Raw genomic sequence first — 22,979 nt, 5'->3', positions numbered from 1 at the left:
AATGAATCTATATCTGGTGAGTATGTCACACGTCTTTTTCCGCGCCGTACGCGCGGTGTTTTCCCGCAACACGTTTCGCCTGGGTCTGCCATGTTTATTCCTGGCAGGCTGTGTTTCCCACGTGCCGCAAAGTGCGATCGGCGGCAAACAAGAAGATAAATGGCCCGATAATCAGCTGGCAGATTTCCTCTCAACCCGCTGTGACGATATCTGGAACCTGTCAGGACATGACGTCGAAAGCAATCCGCTGTTCTGGCTGCGTGGAATAGACTGCGCCCAGCGTCTTGCGCCAGTAGACGCCCGCTCGAAAGCGGCGATGCTGGATGACGACACCTGGCAGGACGCTTTTAAGCGCGGCATCTTGTTGGCAGATGCAAAAATTACCCCCGTTGAACGCCGCGCCAGCGTGACCCGACTGGACACGTTTGTGGTCAATCTTCCGGTACAGGTTCGCCCGGTATACCAGCTCTGGCGCGATGGGCAGGCGTTACAGCTTCAGCTGTCCGAAGAGCGTTCCCGCTATAGCAAGCTGCAACAATCCACCGACAGCGAGCTTGATACGCTGCGTCAGCAGCAACAGCATTTGCGTACGCAGCTGGATACCACGACGCGTAAGCTGGAAAACCTGACCGATATCGAAAGACAGCTCTCGTCGCGTAAATATCAGTCGGGGAGCTCATCCGCAGCACCGGACAGCGATACGCCGAAACAAGAGGATGTGAAGCATGACGAGCCGTAAACCTGCCCATCTCTTACTCGTGGATGACGATCCCGGGCTGTTAAAGCTGCTGGGGATGCGTCTGGTGAGTGAAGGCTACAGCGTCGTAACCGCTGAAAGCGGGCTGGAAGGGCTGAAGATCCTCAGCCGCGAGAAAATCGATCTGGTGATAAGCGACCTGCGGATGGACGAAATGGATGGCCTGCAGCTGTTCGCGGAGATCCAGAAGCAGCAGCCGGGTATGCCCGTGATTATCCTGACGGCGCACGGGTCGATCCCGGATGCGGTTGCGGCGACCCAGCAGGGGGTATTCAGCTTCCTGACCAAGCCGGTGGATAAAGACGCGCTTTATAAGGCGATCGACAGCGCGCTGGAACATGCCGCCCCGGCGGGTGATGAAGCGTGGCGGGAGTCTATCGTCACCCGCAGCCCCATTATGCTGCGTTTGCTCGAACAGGCCCGGATGGTGGCACAGTCTGACGTCAGCGTGCTCATCAACGGCCAGAGCGGAACCGGGAAAGAGATCCTGGCGCAGGCTATTCACAACGCCAGCCCGCGCAGCAAAAACGCCTTTATTGCCATTAACTGTGGCGCGCTGCCGGAACAGCTGCTCGAATCTGAACTGTTTGGACATGCCCGCGGCGCCTTCACCGGCGCGGTAAGCAGCCGGGAAGGGCTGTTCCAGGCCGCGGAAGGTGGCACGCTGTTCCTCGACGAGATTGGTGACATGCCTGCGCCGCTGCAGGTTAAACTGCTGCGCGTGTTGCAGGAGAGAAAAGTCCGCCCGCTGGGCAGTAACCGCGACATCGATATTAACGTGCGTATTATTTCGGCAACGCACCGCGACCTGCCGAAAGTGATGGCCCGCAACGAGTTTCGCGAAGATCTCTACTACCGTCTGAACGTCGTGAACCTGAAAATTCCGGCGCTGGCCGAGCGTGCGGAAGACATTCCGCTGCTGGCGAACCATCTTTTGCGCCAGGCGGCCGATCGTCATAAACCATTCGTGCGCGCGTTTTCCACTGATGCGATGAAACGACTGATGACTGCAAGCTGGCCGGGTAACGTGCGTCAGCTGGTCAACGTGATTGAGCAGTGCGTGGCGCTGACGTCCTCACCGGTTATCAGCGACGCGCTGGTGGAGCAGGCGCTGGAAGGGGAAAACACGGCGCTGCCGACGTTTGCCGAAGCGCGGAATCAGTTCGAGCTTAACTATCTGCGCAAGCTATTGCAGATAACCAAAGGCAACGTGACCCACGCGGCGCGCATGGCTGGACGTAACCGCACCGAGTTTTACAAGCTGCTGTCGCGCCACGAGCTTGAAGCCAACGATTTTAAAGAGTAGTACCGCAAAATTCGATTGAATATGATACTGTGAGCAATCGATTACGAGGCAGCTTACAGGCAAGAGTTTAAGGACCCACCATGAAAAAGATTGATGCGATTATTAAACCTTTCAAACTGGATGACGTGCGTGAAGCGCTGGCGGAAGTCGGCATCACCGGGATGACCGTGACGGAAGTGAAAGGTTTTGGTCGTCAGAAAGGCCACACCGAGCTTTACCGTGGCGCAGAGTACATGGTGGACTTTCTGCCGAAAGTAAAAATTGAAATCGTGGTGAGTGACGATATCGTGGACACCTGTGTGGATACCATTATCCGCACGGCGCAGACGGGCAAAATCGGCGACGGTAAAATCTTCGTCTTTGACGTGGCGCGCGTGATCCGTATCCGTACCGGCGAAGAAGACGACGCCGCGATTTAACATTGCCAACGGTTTTGTAGGCCGGGTAAGGCGCAGCCGTCACCCGGCGAAAAAAAAGCCCCTTGAACGAGGGGCTTTTTGCATTACAGCACCTTATGCGGCCCAAAACATTCGTAGTGAATGTTGTCTTTATTCACGCCCAGCTCGACCAGCTGCTTCGCAGCATACTGCATAAACGCCACCGGCCCACAGACGTAGAACTGCATGTCCGGCGCGCTAAACGCGCCTTCATGCTGGCTTAAATTCATCAGACCTTCGCTGTTGAAGCGTGCGGCCTGGCGGTCTGCGTCCGTTGGCAGGCGATACCAGGTATGCGCGGTGAAGCGCGGCAGGGACGCCCCGAGCGTTTTCACTTCATCCGCAAAGGCGTGCACGTCGCCATTCTCTGCGGCGTGGAACCAGTTTACCTGCGCGTCGTGGTTTGCTTTTGCCAGCGTATCGAGCATCGCCAGCATTGGCGTTTGACCGACACCCGCAGAGATCAGCGTCACTGGCGTATTGCCGTCAACGGCCATAAAGAAATCGCCCGCAGGCGCGGCCAGATGAACCACATCGCCTACGTTGGCTTCGTTGTGCAGCCAGGTTGAGACCTGACCGCCATCTTCGCGTTTCACCGCAATGCGGTAGCCTTTGCCGTTTGGCTTGCGGGTGAGGGAATACTGGCGGATTTCCTGGTGCGGGAAACTTTCAGGCTTGAGCCACACGCCCAGATACTGCCCTGGCTGATAATCGGCCACCGGCTGACCGTCCACCGGCTCAAATTCGAAGCTGGTGATTAAAGCGCTGCGCGGCGTTTTCTCAACGATGCGGAACGCGCGGGTTCCTTCCCAGCCACCTTTCTTGCCGGCGTTTTCGCTGTAGATCTGTGCTTCACGGTTGATAAATACGTTTGCCAGCACGCCGTAGGCTTTGCCCCACGCGTCCAGAACCTCCTGACCCGGGCTAAACATTTCGTCCAGCGTTGCCAGCAGGTGAGCGCCCACAATGTTGTACTGCTCGGGTTTGATCTGGAAGCTGGTATGTTTCTGCGCAATTTTCTCCACCGCAGGCAGCAGCGCTGCCAGGTTCTCTATATTGCTGGCGTAGGCCGCGATGGCGTTGAACAGGGCTTCGCGCTGATCGCCGTTACGCTGGTTGCTCATGTTGAAAATCTCTTTGAGCTCCGGGTTGTGCGTGAACATGCGATCGTAGAAATGGGCGGTGAGTTTAGGACCGGTTTCCACCAGCAGGGGAATAGTGGCTTTAACGGTAGCGATGGTTTGAGCGTCGAGCATAGCAGCTTCCTTACGATGTGATCTTAATGATGTATTTTGGATGCATCTTATAAAAAATAACCCTGCTTTGTAAATGGATCTTTGCAAGATGAAAAATATGCATCACAAACCTGAAAAGAAATCCGCTGAAAAGGGCGAGAGCTTTATTCCTCAAACCCTTGCGTGGCGCGAAGGAAAACGTTTGCGTAAAATCGTTTGTCAAGACCTGTTATCACAGAACTAATCAGTTATACTGTTGCCCGTCGTCCAACAGGACTGCCTTTTCAGGCCAAAATTTACTTGTTAGCTGAGTCAGGAGATGCGGATGTTAAAGCGTGAAATGAACATTGCCGATTATGATGCCGAACTGTGGCAGGCTATGGAGCAGGAAAAAGTACGTCAGGAAGAGCACATCGAACTGATCGCCTCCGAAAACTACACCAGCCCACGCGTTATGCAGGCGCAGGGTTCTCAGCTGACCAACAAATATGCTGAAGGTTACCCGGGCAAACGCTATTACGGCGGTTGCGAGTACGTTGATATCGTTGAGCAGTTGGCTATCGACCGTGCAAAAGAACTCTTTGGCGCTGACTACGCGAACGTCCAGCCGCACTCTGGCTCTCAGGCTAACTTCGCGGTCTACACCGCGCTGCTGCAGCCGGGCGATACCGTTCTGGGTATGAACCTGGCGCAGGGCGGCCACCTGACTCACGGCTCCCCGGTTAACTTCTCCGGCAAACTGTACAACATCATTCCTTACGGTATTGATGAGTCCGGTAAAATTGACTACGAAGACATGGCTAAGCAGGCCAAAGAGCACAAGCCGAAGATGATCATCGGTGGTTTCTCTGCTTATTCCGGTATCGTTGACTGGGCAAAAATGCGTGAAATCGCAGACAGCATCGGCGCTTACCTGTTCGTCGACATGGCGCACGTTGCCGGTCTGATTGCCGCAGGCGTTTACCCGAACCCGGTTCCACACGCTCACGTTGTGACCACCACCACCCACAAAACCCTCGCGGGCCCACGCGGTGGCCTGATCCTGGCGAAAGGCGGTGATGAAGAGCTGTACAAAAAACTGAACTCCGCCGTGTTCCCAAGCGCGCAGGGCGGCCCGCTGATGCACGTTATCGCGGCAAAAGCGGTAGCTCTGAAAGAAGCGATGGAGCCAGAGTTCAAAGTTTACCAGCAGCAGGTTGCCAAAAACGCCAAAGCGATGGTGGAAGTGTTCCTGAACCGCGGCTACAAAGTGGTGTCTGGCGGGACTGAAAACCACCTGTTCCTGCTGGATCTGGTTGATAAGAACCTGACCGGTAAAGAAGCTGACGCTGCCCTGGGCCGCGCCAACATCACCGTGAACAAAAACAGCGTGCCAAACGATCCGAAGAGCCCGTTTGTGACGTCCGGCATCCGTATCGGTTCTCCGGCCGTGACTCGCCGCGGCTTTAAAGAAGCGGAAGTGAAAGAGCTGGCGGGCTGGATGTGTGACGTTCTGGACAACATCAATGACGAAGCGGTTATCGAGCGCGTTAAAGGTAAAGTTCTGGATATCTGCGCACGCTTCCCGGTATACGCATAATTCCTCTGCTGTGCAGAAATAAAAAAGGCCGCGCTTGCGGCCTTTTTTTATGGCTTAACGCCGGTCCAGGGAAATGGCGCCGGGGCCCACGATGGCCAGTAAAATAAAGGCACCCGCAATACTGATATTCTTGTAGAAGTTAATCATATTCGGTACGACCGCGTCGCCGGTCATATCCCAGTAGTGATGACCAATTACCGCGGTGCCCAGCGTGTAGAACACAAACAGTACCGCGAGAGGACGGGTGAAAAAGCCCAGTACGATCAGAATAGCGGCAGGCACTTCCATCACTACCGCAATAATGGCCGCCAGCATGGGCATCGGCGTGCCCAGCGACGTCATATATTGTACGGTGCCGCTAAACCCCGTCAGTTTTGGATAACCAAAGATAATAAACAGCACGACAAGCGCGATGCGGCCTATCAACAGCAGCAGGTGACGCGACTGACCAAAATCTAAATAACGAAGTGAGTTCATGGCAGAAATACCTCTGCAAGTGGAGTAATTTAAACGTAATACACATTTTCATTCCCTGCCATAAGCCAGACGACTGCACAATATGTTAATTTTTCGTTAATTTATAGCAGGCTATCGACTTGCTTAATTTTTATATTCTCGCCAGACTATGGCCTCGATTTCGGGAGGGATTCATGGTCTTGCATTCCACGCGCTGGCTGGCGCTCAGTTATTTCACCTATTTCTTTAGCTACGGTATTTTTCTGCCTTTCTGGAGCGTCTGGCTCAAGGGTATCGGCCTGACCCCTGAGACCATTGGTGTCCTGCTGGGGGCCGGACTGGTGGCGCGTTTCCTCGGCAGCCTGCTGATTGCCCCGCGCGTCAGCGATCCCTCCCTACTGATCAAGGCTGTGCGCATTCTTGCGCTGCTGACGCTGGTCTTTGTGGCCTGCTTCTGGGTCAGCCACCAGTTTGCCTGGCTGATGGTGGTGATGGTTGGTTTTAACCTGTTCTTCTCACCGCTGGTGCCGCTGACGGATGCCCTGGCGAACACCTGGCAAAAGCAGATCACCATGGACTACGGTCGCGTGCGCCTGTGGGGCTCTATTGCGTTTGTGATTGGCTCTGCGCTGGTGGGTAAACTGGTCAGCCTTTACGATTACCGCGCCATTCTTGCCCTGTTAAGCATCGGTATTGCCTCTATGCTGCTGGGCATGCTGCTGCGGCCGTCGATAATGCCGCAAGGGGAAAGCCGCCATCAGGAGAGTGCAGGCTGGCCCGCCTGGCGGAGCCTGGTTGCACAAAGCTGGCGTTTTCTGGCGTGTGTTTGTCTGCTTCAGGGGGCACACGCGGCGTACTATGGGTTCAGCGCCATCTACTGGCAGGGGGCGGGATATTCTGCTTCTGCCGTTGGCTACCTGTGGTCGCTGGGGGTAGTGGCCGAAGTCGTTATATTCGCTCTGAGCAAAAAGCTGTTCCGTCGCTTTGGCGCGCGTGACCTGCTGCTGCTTTCCGCCGTGTGCGGCGTAGCGCGCTGGGGCATTATGGGCTGGACGACCGATCTGCCGTGGCTGATTTTGGCGCAAATTCTTCACTGCGGCACGTTTACCGTGTGTCATCTGGCGGCGATGCGCTATATCGCTGCGCGCGAAGGCGGGGACGTTATACGTCTGCAGGCGGTGTATTCGGCGGTCGCAATGGGAGGCAGTATTGCGATCATGACGGTCTTTGCGGGGTTCCTCTATCAGCACCTGGGACATGGCGTATTCTGGGTGATGGCGCTGGTCGCTTTACCCGCAATCGTTGTGCGCCCTAAAGTGGCCGCTCGCGCATCGCTATGATTCCAGCATGGCGCGAATATGTTCTTGCTGCTGCGCGTTCAGTGTCTCAACGGCATGAATCAACGGCGGCGAGAACAGCGGTAGGGCAGTAGGGTAGGGGGTGATAACCAGCGCGGCTTCGCGCGGTGCCCCCTCTTTCTGGAAAGCCTGCAGCGTCAGGTAGCGAATGTTGAGCGGCAGCAGCGTCAGCTCGCGAAGCTGCTGTTCAATCTGATCCTCACTGGCTTTATCGTCTCCCGTCAGCAGGATCACCTGTTTTTCGTGCAGATCGGTCTCCTGCATCAGCCAGGCGCCGAAAATCACCGCGACAAGGCTCATCTCCTCATCGGAAAAGCGCAGCCCAAATTCCGCTTCCAGCTCAAACAGCGCTTCCTTCGTGGTGCGTAACAGCCGGGGATAGAGACGATGGATCTCCTCCGGCAGGCTAGTGTCGATGCCGATCTCAAACAGCGAGCGGTCCAGCGCCTGAGCAAGATGGATATAGAGCTGATCGGTCAGCCCTTGCTCATCGCTGAAGTTCATCCCGGTCTGCGAGCGAAAACGGGCCACCATGCGCACGATGGCCCGGCGCAAGCGCTGGTCCTGCTGGTGTTTGTCGAGCACCGGATCGGGCGTGCGGAGCATCATAAACAGCAGCGCCAGAAACAGCTGTTCATCCCCGTGAGCACCCTGCGGAACGCGCCGTTTCCAGTGGCGCACAATCTCCTGCGCCGTAAAATACTCCCCTCTTGACTGGGTCCAGCTGCGCTGAGTGTGGGAAAACTGCGGGGTATTCCCCATCTGGTGCTGAATAAGACAGTATTGCAGATAGAGCTGTAAAAACTGGACGTCGCGGCATTCAAACTGGCGCTGGAGCTTGCGTGAGCAGAAGCCGATCAGCGCCCGCAGGTTCGCATCGTCGTAAAGCGGCCGCGCGATGCCGTGCTGTTTAAGCGCGGTTTTTAATGCGGGAGTAAACTGGAGCGAGACAAATTGCGGGCAAAGCCGCAGCGCCCGGCGCAGCCAGTGCAGCAGGCATAAACGCTGATTCAGGGCGGTGCCTTCAATCCGGTAGCAGCCGTCGTGGTGCGTGACGATATCCAGCCGGTGATAGCGCTGGATTTCATCGCGCGTCTCGGCTATATCTTGCCGTGCCATCGCGTCGTCCACGCCGTTGGCAGCGATTATGCTCTGTGCGGTGACGGCAGCATCGGGCAGGTAAAGCATTAAAAGCACCTGGCAGCGGCGCTGCGAACTGGAAAGCACAGATGGAATTTCAAGCGTCGTCATCATCTGTCGGGTATCCAGTGTGAATGTTTGATAAGAATAGCTAAAGGATGGGCGCTGAAAAGCGCGCCGGCAGGCCTTTCATTCAGGATTGCTGGGGAACATCACAGAATTTTTGACGTGAGGAATTGATGCAAATAGTTAAACAAAGTGCGATGGCGTTATTTTTGGCGGCGATCGGCTTCACTGCCAGCGCACACCCTCACAGTTTTATTGGCCTTAAAACCGAGCTGGTCACCGACGGCACGCAGCTGAGCGGCCTGAAGATGCGCTGGACGATGGATGAAATCACCTCGGCTGACCTGCTCTACGATGCGGGAAACGCGAAGCCCGGCGATGAAATCTGGAAAAAGCTGGCGGCGGAAGTGATGGCTAACGTGCTCGGCCAGCACTACTTCACGGAATTCTGGCATAACGGGCAAAAGGTCAAATTTCTGAACCGTCCCACGGAATACGGCATGACGCGTGACGGGCATCAGGCGGTGCTGACGTTTGTGCTTCCGCTGGCGCATCCCCAGCCGCTGGCAGGACAGAAGTACACCTTTTCCACGTTTGATCCCACCTACTACGTTGATATGCGTTATGCGAAGGAGAGTGACGTGACGCTGCCGACCGCCCTGCAAAAAAGCTGCAAGCTCGCGGTGCATACGCCGAAGCCCAGCGAAGAGACGCTGAACTTTGCGGTCTCTCTCGATAAGGAAGATGCACCGCCTGAGGACATGGAGTTGGGTAAACAGTTCGCGCAGGAGGTAACGCTACAATGTCAGTGATTGCTTCGCCAGTTCGAAAACCGCGCCGCTGGCTGCACCTCTGGCCGCTGGCGCTCTTTTTGCTGTTCGCGGTTTGCGGCGGGCTGTGGCTGTGGCAGGCCTGGCCGCAGGTGATGATGAAAAGCATTATCTGGCAGCGTGAGGTTAACCAGCAGATTAGTGGGTTACTGAAAGCGGTGGCGGATAACCCGACGAAAGCGGGCGGTTCCCTGCTGGCGTTCAGTTTTATCTATGGCGTTCTGCACGCGCTGGGGCCGGGGCACGGCAAAATCGTCATCACGACCTGGCTCGCCACTCACCCGTCAAAGCTGAAATCGAGTATCGGCCTGACGCTGGCCTCTTCGCTGCTTCAGGGGGGCGTGGCTATCGGGCTAGTGGTGGTGGTCCTTTCTCTGTTACAGCTTCCCGCGCGCCAGCTGCACATGAGTAGCTTCTGGCTGGAGAAGGGAAGTTACGCGCTGGTAGGTATGCTGGGGCTGATCCTCTGCTGGCGAGCGCTAAAAAAGCTGCGCGTGCTGCTGCAAAAACCGACATTCAAAACCTTCACACCGCACCACGTGCATGATGAAAACTGCGCCTGCGGGCATCAGCATCTGCCAACGCAGGCGCAATTACAGAGTGGCGACGACTGGCGCGCGCGGCTGATGATTGTTCTCTCGATGGGCATGCGCCCGTGTTCGGGGGCAATCATGGTGCTGCTGTTCAGTAAGGTGATCGGCGTGTTTGGCTGGGGAATGCTGTCTGCGCTGGCCATGGCGGCGGGAACGTCATTGACGATTTCGTCTCTGGCTCTGCTGGTTCACAGTTTCCGTCAGCTGGCGGTCAAACTCAGCGGTAATAAAACCCCGGTGCTATGGCGGCAGGTTGGCTGGACAACGCTCGCGCTGGCGGGCGGGGTGATTCTGCTGGTAGCGGCGGTGACAATGTGGATGAGTGCGGTGCCGGTGGGAAGGGGATTGCGGCCTTTCTAGCGTACTGAGGGATTTTGTAGGCCCGGTAAGCGTAGCGCCACCGGGCTTAACAAACTGGATTAACGCTTCAGCGCATCGCTCAGTTCATCACGCATGTTTGCCAGCATGGCTTTAATAACGCGTGGGTTACCCGCAACGATGTTGCCGGTAGACATGTAGTTATGGCCGCCGGTGAAATCACATACGATCGCACCTGCTTCACGCGCGATCAGCTCGCCCGCTGCAAAATCCCATGGCTTCAGTGACAGTTCGAAGTAACCGTCAACGCGGCCGGTTGCCACATAGGCCAAATCCAGCGCGGCAGAACCGGTGCGGCGGAAGTCGGCGCATTCGGTGAACAGTTTGCCCAGAATATTCATATAGGTGGTCGCGTGCTGTTTCGCCTTGAACGGGAAACCGGTCGCCAGGATGGTGCCGTCCAGATCGCGAGCATTGCTGCAGCGCAGACGGTAGCCGTTCAGCTGTGCGCCCTGACCGCGGGTGGCGGTGAACAGTTCGTTACGCATTGGATCGTAAACTACGGCGACTTCAGTACGGCCTTTAATGCGTACTGCGATAGACACAGAGAAGTGTGGCAGGCGTTTAACGAAGTTGGTGGTGCCATCCAGTGGATCGATAACCCATTGAACATCCTGATCGGTACCTTCATGTTCACCGCTTTCTTCGGTGATGATGGTGTGCTGCGGGTAAGATTTGCGGATCGTTTCGATAATAATCGCTTCTGCGGCTTTATCGACGTTAGTCACGAAATCATTGCTGCCTTTCTGGCTGGTTTCTACGGAGTCTGGCGTTTCGTAGTGTTTGGCAATTACATTACCCGCCTTGCGCGCTGCGCGCACGGCGATGGTCAGCATCGGATGCATCGGTCTCTCTCACTGGATGTTAAAGAACAGGAAAATCGGCGCAGAGTATAGCAGCGGGATCGGATTATGTCTCCCGTTTATGATAATATGCCGGAATATTCTTCAGACACTGAATTCAGACATTAAAAATTATGCTGCAAAACATTCGAATCGTGCTGGTCGAAACATCGCACACCGGCAACATGGGCTCCGTTGCCCGCGCTATGAAAACCATGGGCTTAACGAATCTCTGGCTGGTCAACCCGCTGGTAAAACCCGACTCGCAGGCTATTGCTCTGGCGGCTGGTGCCAGCGACGTGATCGGCAATGCGCAGATCGTGGACACGCTGGATGAAGCCCTGGCAGGTTGCAGCCTGGTGGTGGGAACCAGCGCGCGTTCGCGTACGCTGCCGTGGCCAATGCTCGATCCGCGTGAATGCGGCCTGAAAAGTGTCTCTGAGGCTGAACAGGCACCGGTTGCGCTGGTGTTTGGGCGCGAGCGCGTTGGCTTGACCAACGACGAACTGCAGAAGTGCCACTATCACGTGGCGATTGCGGCGAACCCGGAATACAGCTCGCTGAACCTGGCGATGGCGGTGCAGGTTATTGCCTATGAAGTGCGTATGGCTTGGCTGGCGACCCAGGAGAAAGCGGTAGAACCGAAAGAAGAGGCGGCCTACCCGCTGGTGGACGATCTTGAGCGCTTCTACGGTCACCTGGAACAGACGTTGCTCTCAACCGGTTTTATCCGTGAAGGCCATCCAGGTCAGGTGATGAACAAGCTGCGTCGCATGTTCACCCGTGCGCGCCCGGAAAGCCAGGAGCTGAACATCCTGCGCGGGATTCTGGCGTCGATTGAGCAGAAGAATAAAGAATAGAGTCGTCTGTTCGCCGGGTGGCGCTACGCTTACCCGGCCTACAAAACCGTAGGTCGGGTAAGCGTAGCGCCACCCGACAAAAAACGGCACAGAAGGTTAAATACCTGACTAAAACAGTCAAGTAAATAGTTGACCATTTTAGTCAGGAATGTCAGACTTGGCCCTGCTATGCAATACCCCATTTTACTATAAAAAACCCCGGGCAGGGGCGAGTTTGAGGTTAAGTAAGACATGAGACTGACATCTAAAGGGCGTTATGCCGTGACCGCGATGCTGGACGTTGCGCTCAACTCCGAAGCGGGCCCGGTTCCGTTGGCTGATATTTCTGAACGACAAGGGATCTCCCTCTCTTATCTGGAACAGCTGTTCTCCAGACTGCGTAAAAATGGACTGGTTTCCAGCGTTCGTGGCCCAGGCGGCGGTTATCTGCTGGGTAAAGACGCGGGCAGTATTGCAGTTGGCGAAGTGATTAGCGCAGTTGACGAATCCGTTGACGCGACCCGTTGCCAGGGTAAAGGCGGCTGTCAGGGCGGCGATAAATGCCTGACCCACGCGCTGTGGCGCGATCTGAGCGACCGTCTGACCGGCTTCCTGAACAACATCACCCTCGGTGAGCTGGTGAATAACCAGGAAGTTCTGGACGTATCAGGCCGTCAGCACAGCCAGGATTCCCAACGCAGCACCCGCGCGCAGGACGCTATCGACGTCAAACTGCGCGCGTAATAAAAAGATAAGTATTTCAGAATCAGGCCGGGGCGAGAACTCGCCCCGCGTACTCGGTCGTACATCCAGCCGGTTGCCTGATTCCTTGCATTGAAGCGATGTACGGAGTTTATAGAGCAATGAAATTACCGATTTATCTCGATTACTCCGCAACCACGCCGGTGGACCCGCGTGTTGCCGAGAAAATGATGCAGTGTCTGACCCTGGACGGAAACTTTGGTAACCCAGCTTCCCGTTCACACCGTTTTGGCTGGCATGCTGAAGAGGCGGTCGATATCGCCCGTAATCAGATTGCTGACCTGGTGGGCGCCGACCCGCGTGAGATTGTTTTCACCTCCGGTGCGACCGAATCCGACAACCTGGCGATCAAAGGTGCAGCCAACTTTTATCAGAAAAAAGGCAAGCACATCATCACCAGCAAAACCGAACACAAAGCCGTGCTGGACACCTGCCGCCAGCTGGAGCGTGAAGGGTACGAAGTGACCTATCTCGCGCCACAGAGCAACGGTATTATTGACCTCAAAGAGCTCGAAGCGGCCATGCGTGATGACACCATTCTGGTTTCCATCATGCACGTCAACAACGAAATCGGCGTGGTACAAGACATCGCGACCATCGGCGAAATGTGCCGCGCGCGCGGCATCATCTACCACGTGGATGCGACCCAGAGCGTGGGCAAACTGCCTATCGACCTGAGCCAGCTGAAAGTGGATCTGATGTCCTTCTCCGGCCACAAAATCTATGGCCCGAAAGGCATCGGCGCGCTGTACGTTCGTCGTAAACCGCGTATCCGCATCGAAGCACAGATGCACGGTGGCGGTCACGAGCGCGGCATGCGTTCCGGTACGCTGCCTGTTCACCAGATCGTGGGCATGGGCGAAGCTTACCGCATTGCAAAAGAAGAGATGGAAACCGAGATGGCACGCCTGCGCACGCTGCGTAATCGTCTGTGGGACGGCGTGAAAGATATGGAAGAAGTGTATCTGAACGGCGATCTCGAGCAGGGCGCTCCGAACATCCTCAACGTCAGCTTCAACTATGTTGAAGGCGAATCGCTGATCATGGCCCTGAAAGACCTGGCGGTTTCTTCCGGTTCTGCCTGTACGTCCGCAAGCCTTGAGCCATCCTACGTGCTGCGCGCGCTGGGTATGACTGACGAGCTGGCACACAGCTCTATCCGTTTCTCTTTAGGTCGTTTCACTACCGAAGAAGAGATTGACTACACCATCAAGCTGGTTCGCAACTCCATCGGCCGTCTGCGCGACCTTTCTCCACTGTGGGAAATGTTCAAGCAGGGCGTGGATCTGAACAGCATTGAATGGTCACATCACTAATCGGTACATAAGGAGAATTCAATCATGGCATACAGCGAAAAAGTCATCGATCATTACGAAAACCCGCGCAACGTCGGCTCTTTTGACAACAGCGATGAATCTGTCGGTAGCGGCATGGTCGGTGCACCGGCGTGTGGCGACGTGATGAAGTTGCAGATTAAAGTCAACAATGAAGGTATCATTGAAGACGCGCGCTTCAAGACCTACGGCTGCGGTTCTGCTATTGCGTCCAGCTCCCTGGTTACCGAATGGGTGAAGGGCAAGTCTCTGGACGAAGCACAGGCAATCAAGAACACGGATATTGCTGAAGAACTCGAACTGCCACCGGTGAAAATTCACTGTTCTATTCTGGCAGAAGACGCGATCAAAGCCGCCATTGCGGATTACAAAAGCAAACGTGAAGCAAAATAATTGAGGTTTGAGTATGTCGATTACCCTTAGCGACAGCGCTGCCGCGCGAGTAAGCTCTTTTCTGGCGAACCGTGGTAAAGGCTTTGGCCTGCGACTGGGCGTACGTACCTCCGGCTGTTCTGGTATGGCTTACGTACTGGAGTTTGTTGATGAGCCGGCGTCTGATGACACCGTGTTTGAAGACAAAGGCGTGAAGGTGGTGGTCGATGGCAAAAGCCTGCAATTCCTCAACGGCACTCAGCTGGACTTCGTAAAAGAAGGCCTGAACGAAGGGTTCAAATTCACGAACCCGAACGTCAAAGACGAGTGTGGTTGCGGCGAAAGCTTCCACGTTTAACCGCGCGTCATCCGAAACCCCACCGTGGCTTACCTGCTACGCGTGGGGTTTGCTCTAACAGGCTACCCCTGAGATTGTTATGGATTACTTCACTCTCTTCGGACTACCCGCTCAATACCCGATTGATCTCCAGGCGCTGACGATCCGTTTTCAGGATCTGCAACGTCAGTATCATCCGGATAAATTCGCCAGTGGCACGCAGTCAGAGCAATTGGCTGCGGTCTCGCACTCTGCGACCATCAACCAGGCCTGGCAGACGCTGCGCCATCCGCTGGCGCGTGCAGAATATCTGCTTTCGCTCCACGGCTTTGATCTCGCGAGCGAGCAGCACACCGTGCGCGACACGGCATTTCTGATGGAACAGCTGGAGCTTCGCGAAGAGCTCGATGAGATTGAACAGGCCAAAGACGAAGCGCGTCTGGAAAGCTTTATCACGCGCGTGAAGGGCATGTTCGATACCCGCCATCAGCAGATGGTGGAGCAACTGAACAACGAGACCTGGGACGTGGCGGCAGATACTGTGCGCAAACTCCGTTTTCTCGATAAACTGCGAAGCAGTGCTGAACAACTCGAAGAAAAGCTGCTCGATTTTTAATTTCGGAAGCAATTATGGCCTTATTACAAATTAGTGAGCCTGGCTTAAGTGCCGCACCGCACCAGCGTCGTCTGGCGGTGGGTATTGATCTGGGCACCACCAATTCCCTCGTGGCGACCGTGCGTAGCGGCCAGGCGGAAACGCTGGCTGACGAGCAGGGCCGCCATCTGCTGCCTTCCGTGGTCCACTACCAGCAGCAGGGGCACGCGGTCGGCTATGACGCCCGCGCCAACGCCGCGCGCGATCCGGCCAACACTATCAGCTCCGTGAAGCGCATGATGGGCCGCTCGCTGGCCGATATCCAGACCCGCTACCCGCATCTCCCTTATCAACTTCAGGCCAGTGAAAATGGCCTGCCGATGATCGCGACGGCGGCTGGCCTGCTGAACCCGATTCGTGTTTCTGCTGACATCCTCAAAGCGCTGGCGGCGCGCGCGACGGCGACCCTCGGCGGCGATCTGGACGGCGTAGTCATTACCGTTCCGGCCTACTTTGACGACGCACAGCGCCAGGGCACCAAAGACGCCGCGCGTCTGGCGGGCCTGCACGTGCTGCGCCTGCTGAACGAACCGACGGCGGCGGCGATTGCCTACGGCCTCGACTCCGGTCAGGAAGGGGTGATTGCGGTTTACGACCTCGGCGGCGGCACCTTTGATATCTCCATCCTGCGCTTAAGCCGCGGAGTGTTTGAAGTGCTGGCGACCGGCGGGGATTCCGCGCTGGGCGGCGATGACTTCGACCATCTGCTGGCGGATTACATCCGCGAGCAGGCGGGCATCAGCGATCGCAGCGATGCACGCGTTCAGCGTGAACTGCTGGATGCGGCCATCGATGCCAAAATTGCCCTGAGCGATGCTCAGACCGTTACCGTAAATGTTGCGGGCTGGCAGGGTGAAATCACCCGCGACCAGTTCAACGACCTGATCGCTGCTCTGGTAAAACGTACCCTGCTGGCCTGCCGTCGCGCACTGAAAGATGCCGGCGTTGAGGCCAGCGAGGTGCTGGAAGTGGTCATGGTCGGCGGCTCCACCCGCGTGCCGCTGGTGCGCGAACGCGTGGGCGAGTTCTTTGGCCGCACGCCGCTCACCTCCATTGACCCGGACAAAGTGGTCGCCGTGGGCGCCGCTATCCAGGCCGATATCCTGGTCGGCAACAAGCCGGACAGCGAAATGCTGCTGCTGGACGTCATCCCGCTGTCGCTGGGGTTAGAAACCATGGGCGGCCTGGTAGAGAAAGTGATCCCGCGTAACACCACTATTCCGGTGGCGCGCGCGCAGGAGTTCACCACCTTTAAAGACGGCCAGACCGCGATGTCCATCCACGTGATGCAGGGCGAACGCGAACTGGTGCAGGACTGCCGCTCGCTGGCGCGCTTTGCGCTGCGCGGAATTCCGGCGCTGCCTGCGGGCGGGGCGCATATTCGCGTTACCTTCCAGGTGGATGCAGACGGCCTGCTGAGCGTCACGGCGATGGAAAAATCGACCGGCGTTGAATCGTCCATCCAGGTGAAGCCGTCCTACGGCCTGACCGATGGCGAAATCGCCTCCATGATTCAGGACTCAATGAGCTACGCCGAGCAGGATGTGAAGGCGCGTATGCTGGCGGAACAGAAAGTGGAAGCCGCACGCGTGCTGGAGAGCCTGAACGGCGCGCTCGCTGCCGATGCCGCGCTGTTAAGCGCCGCTGAGCGCCAGGTGATTGACGACGCTGCCGCGCGCTTAAGCGCAGTAGCAGAAGGCAATGACGCTGACGCAATAGAAGAAGCCATTAAAAACGTTGATAAACAAACCCAGGACTTTGCTGCTCGCCGCATGGACAAATCTGTCCGCGTCGCGCTGAAAGGCCAGTCCGTGGACGAGGTTTAATATGCCAAAGATTGTAATTTTGCCTCATGCGGACCTCTGTCCGGATGGCGCTGTTCTGGAAGCGAAGACCGGTGAAACCATTCTCGATGTTGCCCTGCGTGCAGGTATTGAAGTGGAACACGCCTGTGAAAAATCCTGTGCCTGCACAACGTGCCACTGCATCGTGCGTGAAGGTTTCGACTCTCTCGCCGAGAGCACCGAAGACGAAGACGACATGCTGGATAAAGCATGGGGTCTGGAGCCAGACAGCCGCTTAAGCTGCCAGGCCGCGGTGACCGATGAAGATCTGGTCGTGGAATTCCCACGCTACACCATCAACCACGCACGCGAGCACTAATATGGGACTGAAGTGGACAGACAGCCGCGAAATCGGCGAAGCGCTTTACGACGCGAACCCGGATCTCGATCCGAAGACCGTACGATTCACCGACATGCACCAGTGGATCTGCGATTTAGAGGATTTCGACGACGATCCAAACGCATCCAATGAAAAAATTCTGGAGGCGATTCTGTTAGTCTGGTTAGATGAAGCAGAATAAATAACATAACGGGCTGCCTTCAGGCGGCCCGTTTGCTAGTTGCTAATAAGGAAAAATAAAATGACCGAAGCGATGAAGATTACGCTCTCGAATCAGCCTGCTGATGCGCGCTGGGGCGAGAAAGCCACCTACAGCATTAACAACGACGGCATTACCCTGCACCTGACGGGCAACGATGATTTGGGCCTGATCCAGCGCGCCGCGCGTAAAATTGACGGCCTGGGGATTAAACACGTCTCTTTGGAAGGCGAAGGCTGGGACACCGACCGCAGCTGGGCATTCTGGGCAGGCTACAAAGGCCCGAAAGGCACCCGCAAAATCGAGTGGGCTAACCTTGATGAAGCCGGTCAGAAAGAGCTGGAAAGCCGCCTGAACATTATCGACTGGGTGCGCGACACCATTAACGCACCGGCGGAAGAACTGGGGCCGGAGCAGCTGGCGCAGCGCGCCGTTGACCTGCTGTGCGGCGTGGCCGGCGACAAGATGTCCTACCGCATCACCAAAGGTGAAGATCTGCGCGAGCAGAACTATATGGGTATCCACACCGTGGGCCGCGGTTCCGAGCGTCCTCCTGTATTGCTGGCGCTGGATTACAACCCAACCGGCGATAAAGCCGCGCCGGTATTTGCCTGTCTGGTCGGTAAAGGCATCACCTTCGACACCGGCGGCTACAGCCTGAAGCAGAGCGCGTTCATGGACTCCATGAAGTCCGATATGGGCGGCGCGGCGACCATTACCGGCGCGCTGGCGTTCGCTATCACCCGCGGCCTGAACAAGCGCGTGAAGCTCTACCTGTGCTGCGCCGACAACATGGTCAGCGGTAACGCCTTCAAGCTGGGCGACATCATTCGCTACCGCAACGGCAAAAACGTTGAGGTGATGAACACCGACGCGGAAGGCCGTCTGGTGCTGGCCGATGGCCTGATCGACGCCTCTGCGCAGAAGCCAGAGCTGATTATCGACATGGCGACCCTGACCGGTGCGGCGAAAACCGCCCTGGGCAACGACTACCATGCGCTGTTCAGCTTTGACGACAAGCTGGCCGCGCGCCTGCTGGCAAGCGCTGCCGCAGAGAACGAGCCGTTCTGGCGCCTGCCGCTGGCCGAGTTCCACCGCAGCCAGCTGCCGTCTAACTTTGCCGAGCTGAACAACACCGCAAGCGCGGCGTACCCGGCTGGGGCAAGCACCGCAGCAGGCTTCCTGTCTCACTTCGTTGAGAACTACCACGAGGGCTGGCTGCACATTGACTGCTCCGCGACGTACCGTAAAGCGGCGGTTGAGCAGTGGTCCGCGGGCGCGACCGGTCTGGGCGTGCGTACCGTGGCGAACCTGCTGACGGCTGAGTAATCGTTGCCCCCTCACCCCAGCCCTCTCCCCAAAGGGGAGAGGGTGTTCAAATTCCCTCTCCCCTTTGGGGAGAGGGTTAGGGTGAGGGGAGAAATGCATCATCTGGAATTGTTATGTCAGAAACCAAAAACGAATTAGAAGCCCTGCTGGAGAAGGCGGCGACCGAGCCCGCCCACCGTCCGGCATTTTTCCGCACGCTGCTGGAATCCACCGTTTGGGTGCCGGGTACCGCGGCGGAAGGCGAGCAGGTTGTCGAAGACAGCGCGCTGGATCTCCTGCACTGGGAGAAGGACGACGGCACCTCGGTGATCCCGTTCTTCACCTCGCTGGAAGCGCTGCAGAAAGCGGTAGAAGACGAACAGGCGTTCGTGGTGATGCCGGTACGCACCCTGTTTGAAATGACGCTGGGCCAGACGCTGTTCCTCAACGCGAAGTTGCCGACCGGTAAAGAGTTCACGCCGCGTGAAATCAGCCATCTGATTGGCGAAGAGGGCAACCCGCTCAGCACTCAGGAGGTACTGGAAGGGGGCGAAACGCTGCTGCTGTCTGAAGTGGCCGAGCCGCCTGCGCAGATGATCGATTCCCTGACCACGCTTTTCAAAACGCTCAAGCCCGTCAGGCGCGCATTCCTCTGCTCCATTAAAGAGCGCGCGGACGAGCATCCGGTACTGCTGATTGGTATTGAGGCGGACGGCGATATCGAGGACATCATTCAGGCCACGGGAAGTGTTGCCACCGACACGCTGCCGGGCGATGAGCCGATTGATATCTGTCAGGTGAAGAACGGTGAGAAGGGCATCAGCCACTTTATTACCGAGCACATCACCCCGTTTTACGAGCGCCGCTGGGGCGGCTTCCTGCGCGATCTCAAAACTAACCGCATCATCTGATTACGGCGGGGTGAATATCACCCCGTTGCTTCCAGCAGCAGTAAATCCATCAGCAGCACCAGATTCGACTCAAACGACGTCATCCCCGCGGCTTCGGCAGCGTAGTGTACCGCTTCGTCATAGAGGGCAAAGTGTACGTCCGCCATTCCCGCCAGCGTATTGGCCGAGGCGCGGGTAAACGCGACGATCGTCATGCCGACGTTTTTGGCAATCCGCGCCTTATCCAGCACCTGTTCCGTTTCCCCGCTGCGGGAGACGGCAATAAACACCTCATAGCGGGCGGCATTGCTGAGAAAAATATTCCGGCTGTCGCCCGGCCCGGAGATAAACGCCGTTTTGCCCAGCACCTGCAGCTTCTTGGTCAGGTACTCCGCAAAGAGATAGGAAAACCCGGCGCCGTAGAGAAAGAAGCTCTCTTTCTGGCGCAGCAGGTCGGCAAACTGCTGGCGTTTGTCGTGGGTGACCCACTGAAAGGTTTGCTGATAGTTGGCGATAAACTGATTAAACAGCGCCGGGAGTTCTGGAAGGGAGGGCGCCTGAGCGGCAATATGCGGCGTGTCGGAGAGAAGCTGTTTGCAATGCCAAATAAACTCGCTAAAACCGCTGAACCCCAGCTTCTGACACAGACGCATTATGGTGGCAGTGGATACGAACGTCGCCTGCGCCAGCTCGCGAACCGTAATCTTGCCCACCAGCAGCGGGTGCTCCGTAAGGTGGGCGAGGACGCGGTACTCCGCGCGGGTCAGCGATGCCCCGCGCGTTAACAGCGTGGCCAGGCGGTTATCCATTATTTTGCCGGTTCAACCGGCAGGTCGTCACGCGCGCCCCATTCGCTCCAGGCACCGTCGTAGAGCGTGACGTCATTTACGCCGAGCGTGGCGAGCGCCAGAATAACCACGCAGGCCGTTACGCCGGAGCCGCAGCTGGCAATAACCGGACGATGTAAATCCACGCCCGCACGGTCAAAAATAGCGCGCAGCTCGTCGGTGGTTTTCAGTTCGCCTTCAAACACCAAATCTCCCCACGGCACGTTCAGCGCGCCCGGAATATGGCCGCGCCTGAGCCCCGGACGCGGTTCATCCGCTTGCGCATTGAAGCGTGGCGCAGGGCGAGCATCGACGATTTGGGCCGTTTTTTCATGGCTAACGACCAGCACGTCGGTCAGGCGTTTCACCACGTGAGAGTCGAAGGAGGCATCGAATTCGCCTTCCGGCAGCGTCACGTCGCCCTGCTGGAGCGGCAGCTCGTCGCGCTTCCAGCCTGCGAGGCCGCCCGCCAGAATCGAGACCTTTTCCACGCCGAAGTTTTTCAGCATCCACCACGCGCGCGGCGCCGAGAAGAGGTTACCTTCGTCATAAACAACGAGGTGTTTGTCTTTGCTGACGCCCAGCTCGCGCATCGCCACGGAAAACGCTTCTGGGCGCGGCAGCATATGCGGCAGAGGGGAGGTGTGATCGGAGAGGGCTTCAATATCAAAAAATACCGCGCCAGGCAGGTGACCTGCGCGGTATTCAGCGGGAACATCGCGATGCTCTTGCCCTGGAGGGGCCATACGCGCGTCAATAATCTGAACTTCCGGATCGTCGCCGTGCTCAATCAGCCAGTCGGCGGCGACAAAATATGAGGTGGACATGGGTTGCCTCCATTCTTTTCCGTAAAAAAGGATTGTCGGTGTTTTTTCTGACACCGACAAGCAAACCACGTTCAACTCGCGAGCAAGCCCCTATTTTTTCACCTTTTCGCCGTCCTGCCAGGCTTTTTGCAGCGCAGGCCAGTAGTCGCGGTTGGCTTCAATCATCTCGTCGAGAATAGCCTTCGCGTGTTCCATTGTCGGCACGGTGCGGTTAAGGGTGAATGCCTGGAGGGCTTTCTCATAGCTCCCTTCGATAGTCGCCTCTACCAGTAGCTGTTCAGAGGCGAGTTGCTGTTGCAAAAGGGTCTGATGGAACAGCGGCACCTGGCCGACGCGAATCGGTTCCGGACCTTCGGAGGTGATATAAGCGGGGACTTCCACCACGGCATCGTAAGGCAGGTTGGTAATTGCACCGCGGTTTTCCACCATCACCAGATGGCGGCTCCGCAGGTTAAAGGCCAGCGAGCAGGCGACGTCAACGATAAATTCACCGTGGACGCCTACGTGGAAGGCATCCGGCAGAACCCCGGTGCGCTTGTACTCTTCGGCGGCGGCGAACAGCTTTTTCTCACGCCCGTCCATCACTTCATTGGCGCGGGTATAGTCCGGGTTCTGATGCTCCACAATCTGGTTCGGCATCAGGTAATACTGCAGGTACGGGTTCGGCAGATATTCCGGGAAGTTATCCATGATCGGCTTAATGTTGCGCCAGGTCTTCACCCAGGACGGATCGGAATGCTGCGGATCGGTTTTGGCCGCATCTTCCGTCAGCAGGCCAAACTTCGCGATATGTTTACGCAGCTCTGGCAGCTTGTCCTCACCGTCCACCAGCACGCGGGTAAACCAGCCGAAGTGGTTCAGACCGAAGTAGTCGACCTCCAGCTTGTGGCGATCGACACCCAGAATCGCCCCCATGTTACGCATGGCAGCCACCGGCATATCGCAAATGTTCAGCACCCGCGCGTTCGGGCGCAGGCGACGCACCCCTTCCGCGACGATCGCCGCCGGGTTGGAGTAGTTCACGATCCAGGCCTTCTCGTGCGCGTAGCGATCCACCAGGTCGATAAGCTCCACCATTGGCAGAATGGTGCGCAGGCCGTACGCCAACCCGCCGGGCCCGCAGGTTTCCTGGCCTACCACGCCGTGGCGCAGCGGGATCTTCTCGTCCTGCTCGCGCATCTTGTACTGGCCGACGCGCATCTGGGCGAAGACAAAATGCGCGCCGCTAAAGGCCACTTCCGGGTCGCTGGTGACGGTGAATTTGATGCTCTGACTGTGGTCGCGAATAACCTTCTCGACCACCGGTGCAATGGTGTTCTGACGCGCGTCGTCAATGTCGTAGAGGCGGATTTCAGCCAGCGGGAAATCCTGCAGGCGCACCATCAGGCTTTTCACAATACCCGGCGTGTAGGTGCTGCCGCCGCCGGCAATCGATAGAATGAATGGGGGTGTTAACATCTTTAGCTCC

The 22,979-nt window shown here is 57.0% G+C and carries 25 protein-coding genes; 18 read left to right on the top strand and 7 right to left on the bottom strand.

All coding sequences use genetic code 11. The features are described from left to right. The first annotated feature begins 1 nt into the window (after nucleotide 1). The 3 genes from qseG to glnB all read left to right on the top strand — a co-directional run bounded on the left by qseG (nucleotide 2) and on the right by glnB (nucleotide 2,482). A complete protein-coding gene (qseG, locus tag ABR39_RS09815; RefSeq protein WP_047346772.1) occupies nucleotides 2-739 on the top strand; it encodes a two-component system QseEF-associated lipoprotein QseG in 738 nt (245 codons plus the stop codon). Continuing rightward, complete coding sequence (glrR, locus tag ABR39_RS09810) at nucleotides 726-2,063, top strand: two-component system response regulator GlrR (RefSeq protein WP_047346771.1); 1,338 nt, start codon at nucleotides 726-728, stop codon at nucleotides 2,061-2,063. The genes qseG and glrR overlap by 14 nt, the downstream gene beginning before the upstream one ends. A gap of 80 nt (nucleotides 2,064-2,143) precedes the next feature. Next, nucleotides 2,144-2,482: a nitrogen regulatory protein P-II gene (gene glnB / locus ABR39_RS09805; RefSeq protein ID WP_003860685.1), complete on the top strand. Its 339-nt coding sequence runs from the start codon at nucleotides 2,144-2,146 to the stop codon at nucleotides 2,480-2,482. Between the two features lie 83 nt (nucleotides 2,483-2,565). On the opposite strand, the gene hmpA is transcribed toward glnB, so the two are convergent. After that, nucleotides 2,566-3,756: an NO-inducible flavohemoprotein gene (gene hmpA / locus ABR39_RS09800; RefSeq protein ID WP_047346770.1), complete on the bottom strand. Its 1,191-nt coding sequence runs from the start codon at nucleotides 3,754-3,756 to the stop codon at nucleotides 2,566-2,568. A 304-nt stretch (nucleotides 3,757-4,060) separates the two neighbouring features. Between hmpA and glyA the strand changes: the two genes are divergently transcribed. Further along, a complete protein-coding gene (gene glyA, locus ABR39_RS09795; RefSeq protein ID WP_008502165.1) occupies nucleotides 4,061-5,314 on the top strand; it encodes a serine hydroxymethyltransferase in 1,254 nt (417 codons plus the stop codon). A gap of 54 nt (nucleotides 5,315-5,368) precedes the next feature. Here glyA and ABR39_RS09790 read toward each other — a convergent pair whose 3' ends face one another. Next, a complete protein-coding gene (locus ABR39_RS09790) occupies nucleotides 5,369-5,791 on the bottom strand; it encodes a DoxX family protein (RefSeq protein ID WP_024908634.1) in 423 nt (140 codons plus the stop codon). A 173-nt stretch (nucleotides 5,792-5,964) separates the two neighbouring features. Here ABR39_RS09790 and ABR39_RS09785 point away from each other — a divergent pair, with 173 nt between their 5' ends. Further along, nucleotides 5,965-7,110 (top strand): 3-phenylpropionate MFS transporter, encoded by a 1,146-nt coding sequence (locus tag ABR39_RS09785; RefSeq protein ID WP_047346769.1) that lies wholly within the window; start codon nucleotides 5,965-5,967, stop codon nucleotides 7,108-7,110. On the opposite strand, the gene csiE is transcribed toward ABR39_RS09785, so the two are convergent. Further along, nucleotides 7,105-8,382: a stationary phase inducible protein CsiE gene (csiE, locus tag ABR39_RS09780; RefSeq protein WP_047346768.1), complete on the bottom strand. Its 1,278-nt coding sequence runs from the start codon at nucleotides 8,380-8,382 to the stop codon at nucleotides 7,105-7,107. The genes ABR39_RS09785 and csiE overlap by 6 nt on opposite strands. 125 nt (nucleotides 8,383-8,507) lie before the next feature. Here csiE and ABR39_RS09775 point away from each other — a divergent pair, with 125 nt between their 5' ends. Together ABR39_RS09775 and ABR39_RS09770 are read left to right on the top strand one after the other, a co-directional pair. Then, the gene (locus tag ABR39_RS09775; protein WP_047346767.1) at nucleotides 8,508-9,146 is read left to right on the top strand and encodes a DUF1007 family protein; all 639 of its coding nucleotides are present in this window, start codon (nucleotides 8,508-8,510) and stop codon (nucleotides 9,144-9,146) included. Further along, nucleotides 9,137-10,117 (top strand): nickel/cobalt transporter, encoded by a 981-nt coding sequence (locus ABR39_RS09770; RefSeq protein WP_047346766.1) that lies wholly within the window; start codon nucleotides 9,137-9,139, stop codon nucleotides 10,115-10,117. Before ABR39_RS09775 ends, ABR39_RS09770 begins: the two co-directional genes overlap by 10 nt. 59 nt (nucleotides 10,118-10,176) lie before the next feature. On the opposite strand, the gene suhB is transcribed toward ABR39_RS09770, so the two are convergent. Then, on the bottom strand, nucleotides 10,177-10,980 hold the full coding sequence (gene suhB / locus ABR39_RS09765) for an inositol-1-monophosphatase (protein ID WP_047346765.1): 804 nt from the start codon (nucleotides 10,978-10,980) through the stop codon (nucleotides 10,177-10,179). A 131-nt stretch (nucleotides 10,981-11,111) separates the two neighbouring features. Here suhB and trmJ point away from each other — a divergent pair, with 131 nt between their 5' ends. The 11 genes from trmJ (at nucleotide 11,112) to sseB (ending at nucleotide 19,878) form a co-directional block, all read left to right on the top strand. After that, nucleotides 11,112-11,837 (top strand): tRNA (cytosine(32)/uridine(32)-2'-O)-methyltransferase TrmJ, encoded by a 726-nt coding sequence (gene trmJ / locus ABR39_RS09760; RefSeq protein ID WP_047346764.1) that lies wholly within the window; start codon nucleotides 11,112-11,114, stop codon nucleotides 11,835-11,837. A gap of 231 nt (nucleotides 11,838-12,068) precedes the next feature. Further along, complete coding sequence (gene iscR, locus ABR39_RS09755; protein WP_024908641.1) at nucleotides 12,069-12,560, top strand: Fe-S cluster assembly transcriptional regulator IscR; 492 nt, start codon at nucleotides 12,069-12,071, stop codon at nucleotides 12,558-12,560. A 119-nt stretch (nucleotides 12,561-12,679) separates the two neighbouring features. Continuing rightward, nucleotides 12,680-13,894: a cysteine desulfurase gene (iscS, locus tag ABR39_RS09750; RefSeq protein ID WP_008502157.1), complete on the top strand. Its 1,215-nt coding sequence runs from the start codon at nucleotides 12,680-12,682 to the stop codon at nucleotides 13,892-13,894. A 24-nt stretch (nucleotides 13,895-13,918) separates the two neighbouring features. Next, nucleotides 13,919-14,305, top strand: coding sequence for a Fe-S cluster assembly scaffold IscU (iscU, locus tag ABR39_RS09745; RefSeq protein ID WP_003860661.1), 387 nt, complete (start codon nucleotides 13,919-13,921; stop codon nucleotides 14,303-14,305). A 13-nt stretch (nucleotides 14,306-14,318) separates the two neighbouring features. Continuing rightward, nucleotides 14,319-14,642, top strand: coding sequence for an iron-sulfur cluster assembly protein IscA (iscA, locus tag ABR39_RS09740; RefSeq protein WP_003860659.1), 324 nt, complete (start codon nucleotides 14,319-14,321; stop codon nucleotides 14,640-14,642). 79 nt (nucleotides 14,643-14,721) lie between these two features. Continuing rightward, complete coding sequence (hscB, locus tag ABR39_RS09735; protein ID WP_023333039.1) at nucleotides 14,722-15,237, top strand: co-chaperone HscB; 516 nt, start codon at nucleotides 14,722-14,724, stop codon at nucleotides 15,235-15,237. Nucleotides 15,238-15,251: 14 nt separating this feature from the next. Then, nucleotides 15,252-17,102: a Fe-S protein assembly chaperone HscA gene (gene hscA, locus ABR39_RS09730; RefSeq protein WP_047346763.1), complete on the top strand. Its 1,851-nt coding sequence runs from the start codon at nucleotides 15,252-15,254 to the stop codon at nucleotides 17,100-17,102. Between the two features lies 1 nt (nucleotide 17,103). After that, nucleotides 17,104-17,439, top strand: a complete 336-nt coding sequence (gene fdx, locus ABR39_RS09725; protein ID WP_003860652.1) for an ISC system 2Fe-2S type ferredoxin — start codon at nucleotides 17,104-17,106, stop codon at nucleotides 17,437-17,439. 1 nt (nucleotide 17,440) lies between these two features. After that, on the top strand, nucleotides 17,441-17,641 hold the full coding sequence (gene iscX / locus ABR39_RS09720) for a Fe-S cluster assembly protein IscX (RefSeq protein ID WP_003860650.1): 201 nt from the start codon (nucleotides 17,441-17,443) through the stop codon (nucleotides 17,639-17,641). Nucleotides 17,642-17,701: 60 nt separating this feature from the next. Further along, the gene (pepB, locus tag ABR39_RS09715) at nucleotides 17,702-18,988 is read left to right on the top strand and encodes an aminopeptidase PepB (protein ID WP_047346762.1); all 1,287 of its coding nucleotides are present in this window, start codon (nucleotides 17,702-17,704) and stop codon (nucleotides 18,986-18,988) included. A gap of 113 nt (nucleotides 18,989-19,101) precedes the next feature. Further along, on the top strand, nucleotides 19,102-19,878 hold the full coding sequence (gene sseB, locus ABR39_RS09710) for an enhanced serine sensitivity protein SseB (RefSeq protein WP_047346761.1): 777 nt from the start codon (nucleotides 19,102-19,104) through the stop codon (nucleotides 19,876-19,878). 17 nt (nucleotides 19,879-19,895) lie between these two features. Here sseB and ABR39_RS09705 read toward each other — a convergent pair whose 3' ends face one another. The 3 genes from ABR39_RS09705 to ABR39_RS09695 all read right to left on the bottom strand — a co-directional run bounded on the left by ABR39_RS09705 (nucleotide 19,896) and on the right by ABR39_RS09695 (nucleotide 22,969). Further along, a complete protein-coding gene (locus ABR39_RS09705) occupies nucleotides 19,896-20,666 on the bottom strand; it encodes a MurR/RpiR family transcriptional regulator (RefSeq protein WP_047346760.1) in 771 nt (256 codons plus the stop codon). Continuing rightward, nucleotides 20,666-21,511 (bottom strand): 3-mercaptopyruvate sulfurtransferase, encoded by an 846-nt coding sequence (sseA, locus tag ABR39_RS09700; protein ID WP_047346759.1) that lies wholly within the window; start codon nucleotides 21,509-21,511, stop codon nucleotides 20,666-20,668. Before sseA ends, ABR39_RS09705 begins: the two co-directional genes overlap by 1 nt. 90 nt (nucleotides 21,512-21,601) lie before the next feature. Further along, the gene (locus ABR39_RS09695) at nucleotides 21,602-22,969 is read right to left on the bottom strand and encodes a 6-phospho-alpha-glucosidase (protein ID WP_047346758.1); all 1,368 of its coding nucleotides are present in this window, start codon (nucleotides 22,967-22,969) and stop codon (nucleotides 21,602-21,604) included. Nucleotides 22,970-22,979 lie beyond the last annotated feature (10 nt).

It is taken from the genome of Enterobacter genomosp. O (assembly GCF_001022965.1).
GTDB lineage: Bacteria > Pseudomonadota > Gammaproteobacteria > Enterobacterales > Enterobacteriaceae > Enterobacter > Enterobacter cloacae_L.
The sequence above is the reverse complement of the archived record's forward strand: the minus strand, read 5'-3'. Positions and strand labels throughout refer to the sequence as shown.

Coding starts and splice junctions, on each gene's coding strand:
- ABR39_RS09775 (WP_047346767.1), top strand. CDS start 8,508: ATGCAAATAGTTAAACAAAGTGCGATGGCGTTATTTTTGGCGGCGATC.
- glnB (WP_003860685.1), top strand. CDS start 2,144: ATGAAAAAGATTGATGCGATTATTAAACCTTTCAAACTGGATGACGTG.
- ABR39_RS09695 (WP_047346758.1), bottom strand. CDS start 22,969: ATGTTAACACCCCCATTCATTCTATCGATTGCCGGCGGCGGCAGCACC.
- csiE (WP_047346768.1), bottom strand. CDS start 8,382: ATGATGACGACGCTTGAAATTCCATCTGTGCTTTCCAGTTCGCAGCGC.
- pepB (WP_047346762.1), top strand. CDS start 17,702: ATGACCGAAGCGATGAAGATTACGCTCTCGAATCAGCCTGCTGATGCG.
- iscS (WP_008502157.1), top strand. CDS start 12,680: ATGAAATTACCGATTTATCTCGATTACTCCGCAACCACGCCGGTGGAC.
- sseB (WP_047346761.1), top strand. CDS start 19,102: ATGTCAGAAACCAAAAACGAATTAGAAGCCCTGCTGGAGAAGGCGGCG.
- ABR39_RS09770 (WP_047346766.1), top strand. CDS start 9,137: ATGTCAGTGATTGCTTCGCCAGTTCGAAAACCGCGCCGCTGGCTGCAC.
- iscU (WP_003860661.1), top strand. CDS start 13,919: ATGGCATACAGCGAAAAAGTCATCGATCATTACGAAAACCCGCGCAAC.
- trmJ (WP_047346764.1), top strand. CDS start 11,112: ATGCTGCAAAACATTCGAATCGTGCTGGTCGAAACATCGCACACCGGC.
- iscA (WP_003860659.1), top strand. CDS start 14,319: ATGTCGATTACCCTTAGCGACAGCGCTGCCGCGCGAGTAAGCTCTTTT.
- hscB (WP_023333039.1), top strand. CDS start 14,722: ATGGATTACTTCACTCTCTTCGGACTACCCGCTCAATACCCGATTGAT.
- iscR (WP_024908641.1), top strand. CDS start 12,069: ATGAGACTGACATCTAAAGGGCGTTATGCCGTGACCGCGATGCTGGAC.
- hmpA (WP_047346770.1), bottom strand. CDS start 3,756: ATGCTCGACGCTCAAACCATCGCTACCGTTAAAGCCACTATTCCCCTG.
- ABR39_RS09785 (WP_047346769.1), top strand. CDS start 5,965: ATGGTCTTGCATTCCACGCGCTGGCTGGCGCTCAGTTATTTCACCTAT.
- hscA (WP_047346763.1), top strand. CDS start 15,252: ATGGCCTTATTACAAATTAGTGAGCCTGGCTTAAGTGCCGCACCGCAC.
- iscX (WP_003860650.1), top strand. CDS start 17,441: ATGGGACTGAAGTGGACAGACAGCCGCGAAATCGGCGAAGCGCTTTAC.
- sseA (WP_047346759.1), bottom strand. CDS start 21,511: ATGTCCACCTCATATTTTGTCGCCGCCGACTGGCTGATTGAGCACGGC.
- glrR (WP_047346771.1), top strand. CDS start 726: ATGACGAGCCGTAAACCTGCCCATCTCTTACTCGTGGATGACGATCCC.
- glyA (WP_008502165.1), top strand. CDS start 4,061: ATGTTAAAGCGTGAAATGAACATTGCCGATTATGATGCCGAACTGTGG.
- fdx (WP_003860652.1), top strand. CDS start 17,104: ATGCCAAAGATTGTAATTTTGCCTCATGCGGACCTCTGTCCGGATGGC.
- ABR39_RS09705 (WP_047346760.1), bottom strand. CDS start 20,666: ATGGATAACCGCCTGGCCACGCTGTTAACGCGCGGGGCATCGCTGACC.
- qseG (WP_047346772.1), top strand. CDS start 2: ATGAATCTATATCTGGTGAGTATGTCACACGTCTTTTTCCGCGCCGTA.
- ABR39_RS09790 (WP_024908634.1), bottom strand. CDS start 5,791: ATGAACTCACTTCGTTATTTAGATTTTGGTCAGTCGCGTCACCTGCTG.
- suhB (WP_047346765.1), bottom strand. CDS start 10,980: ATGCATCCGATGCTGACCATCGCCGTGCGCGCAGCGCGCAAGGCGGGT.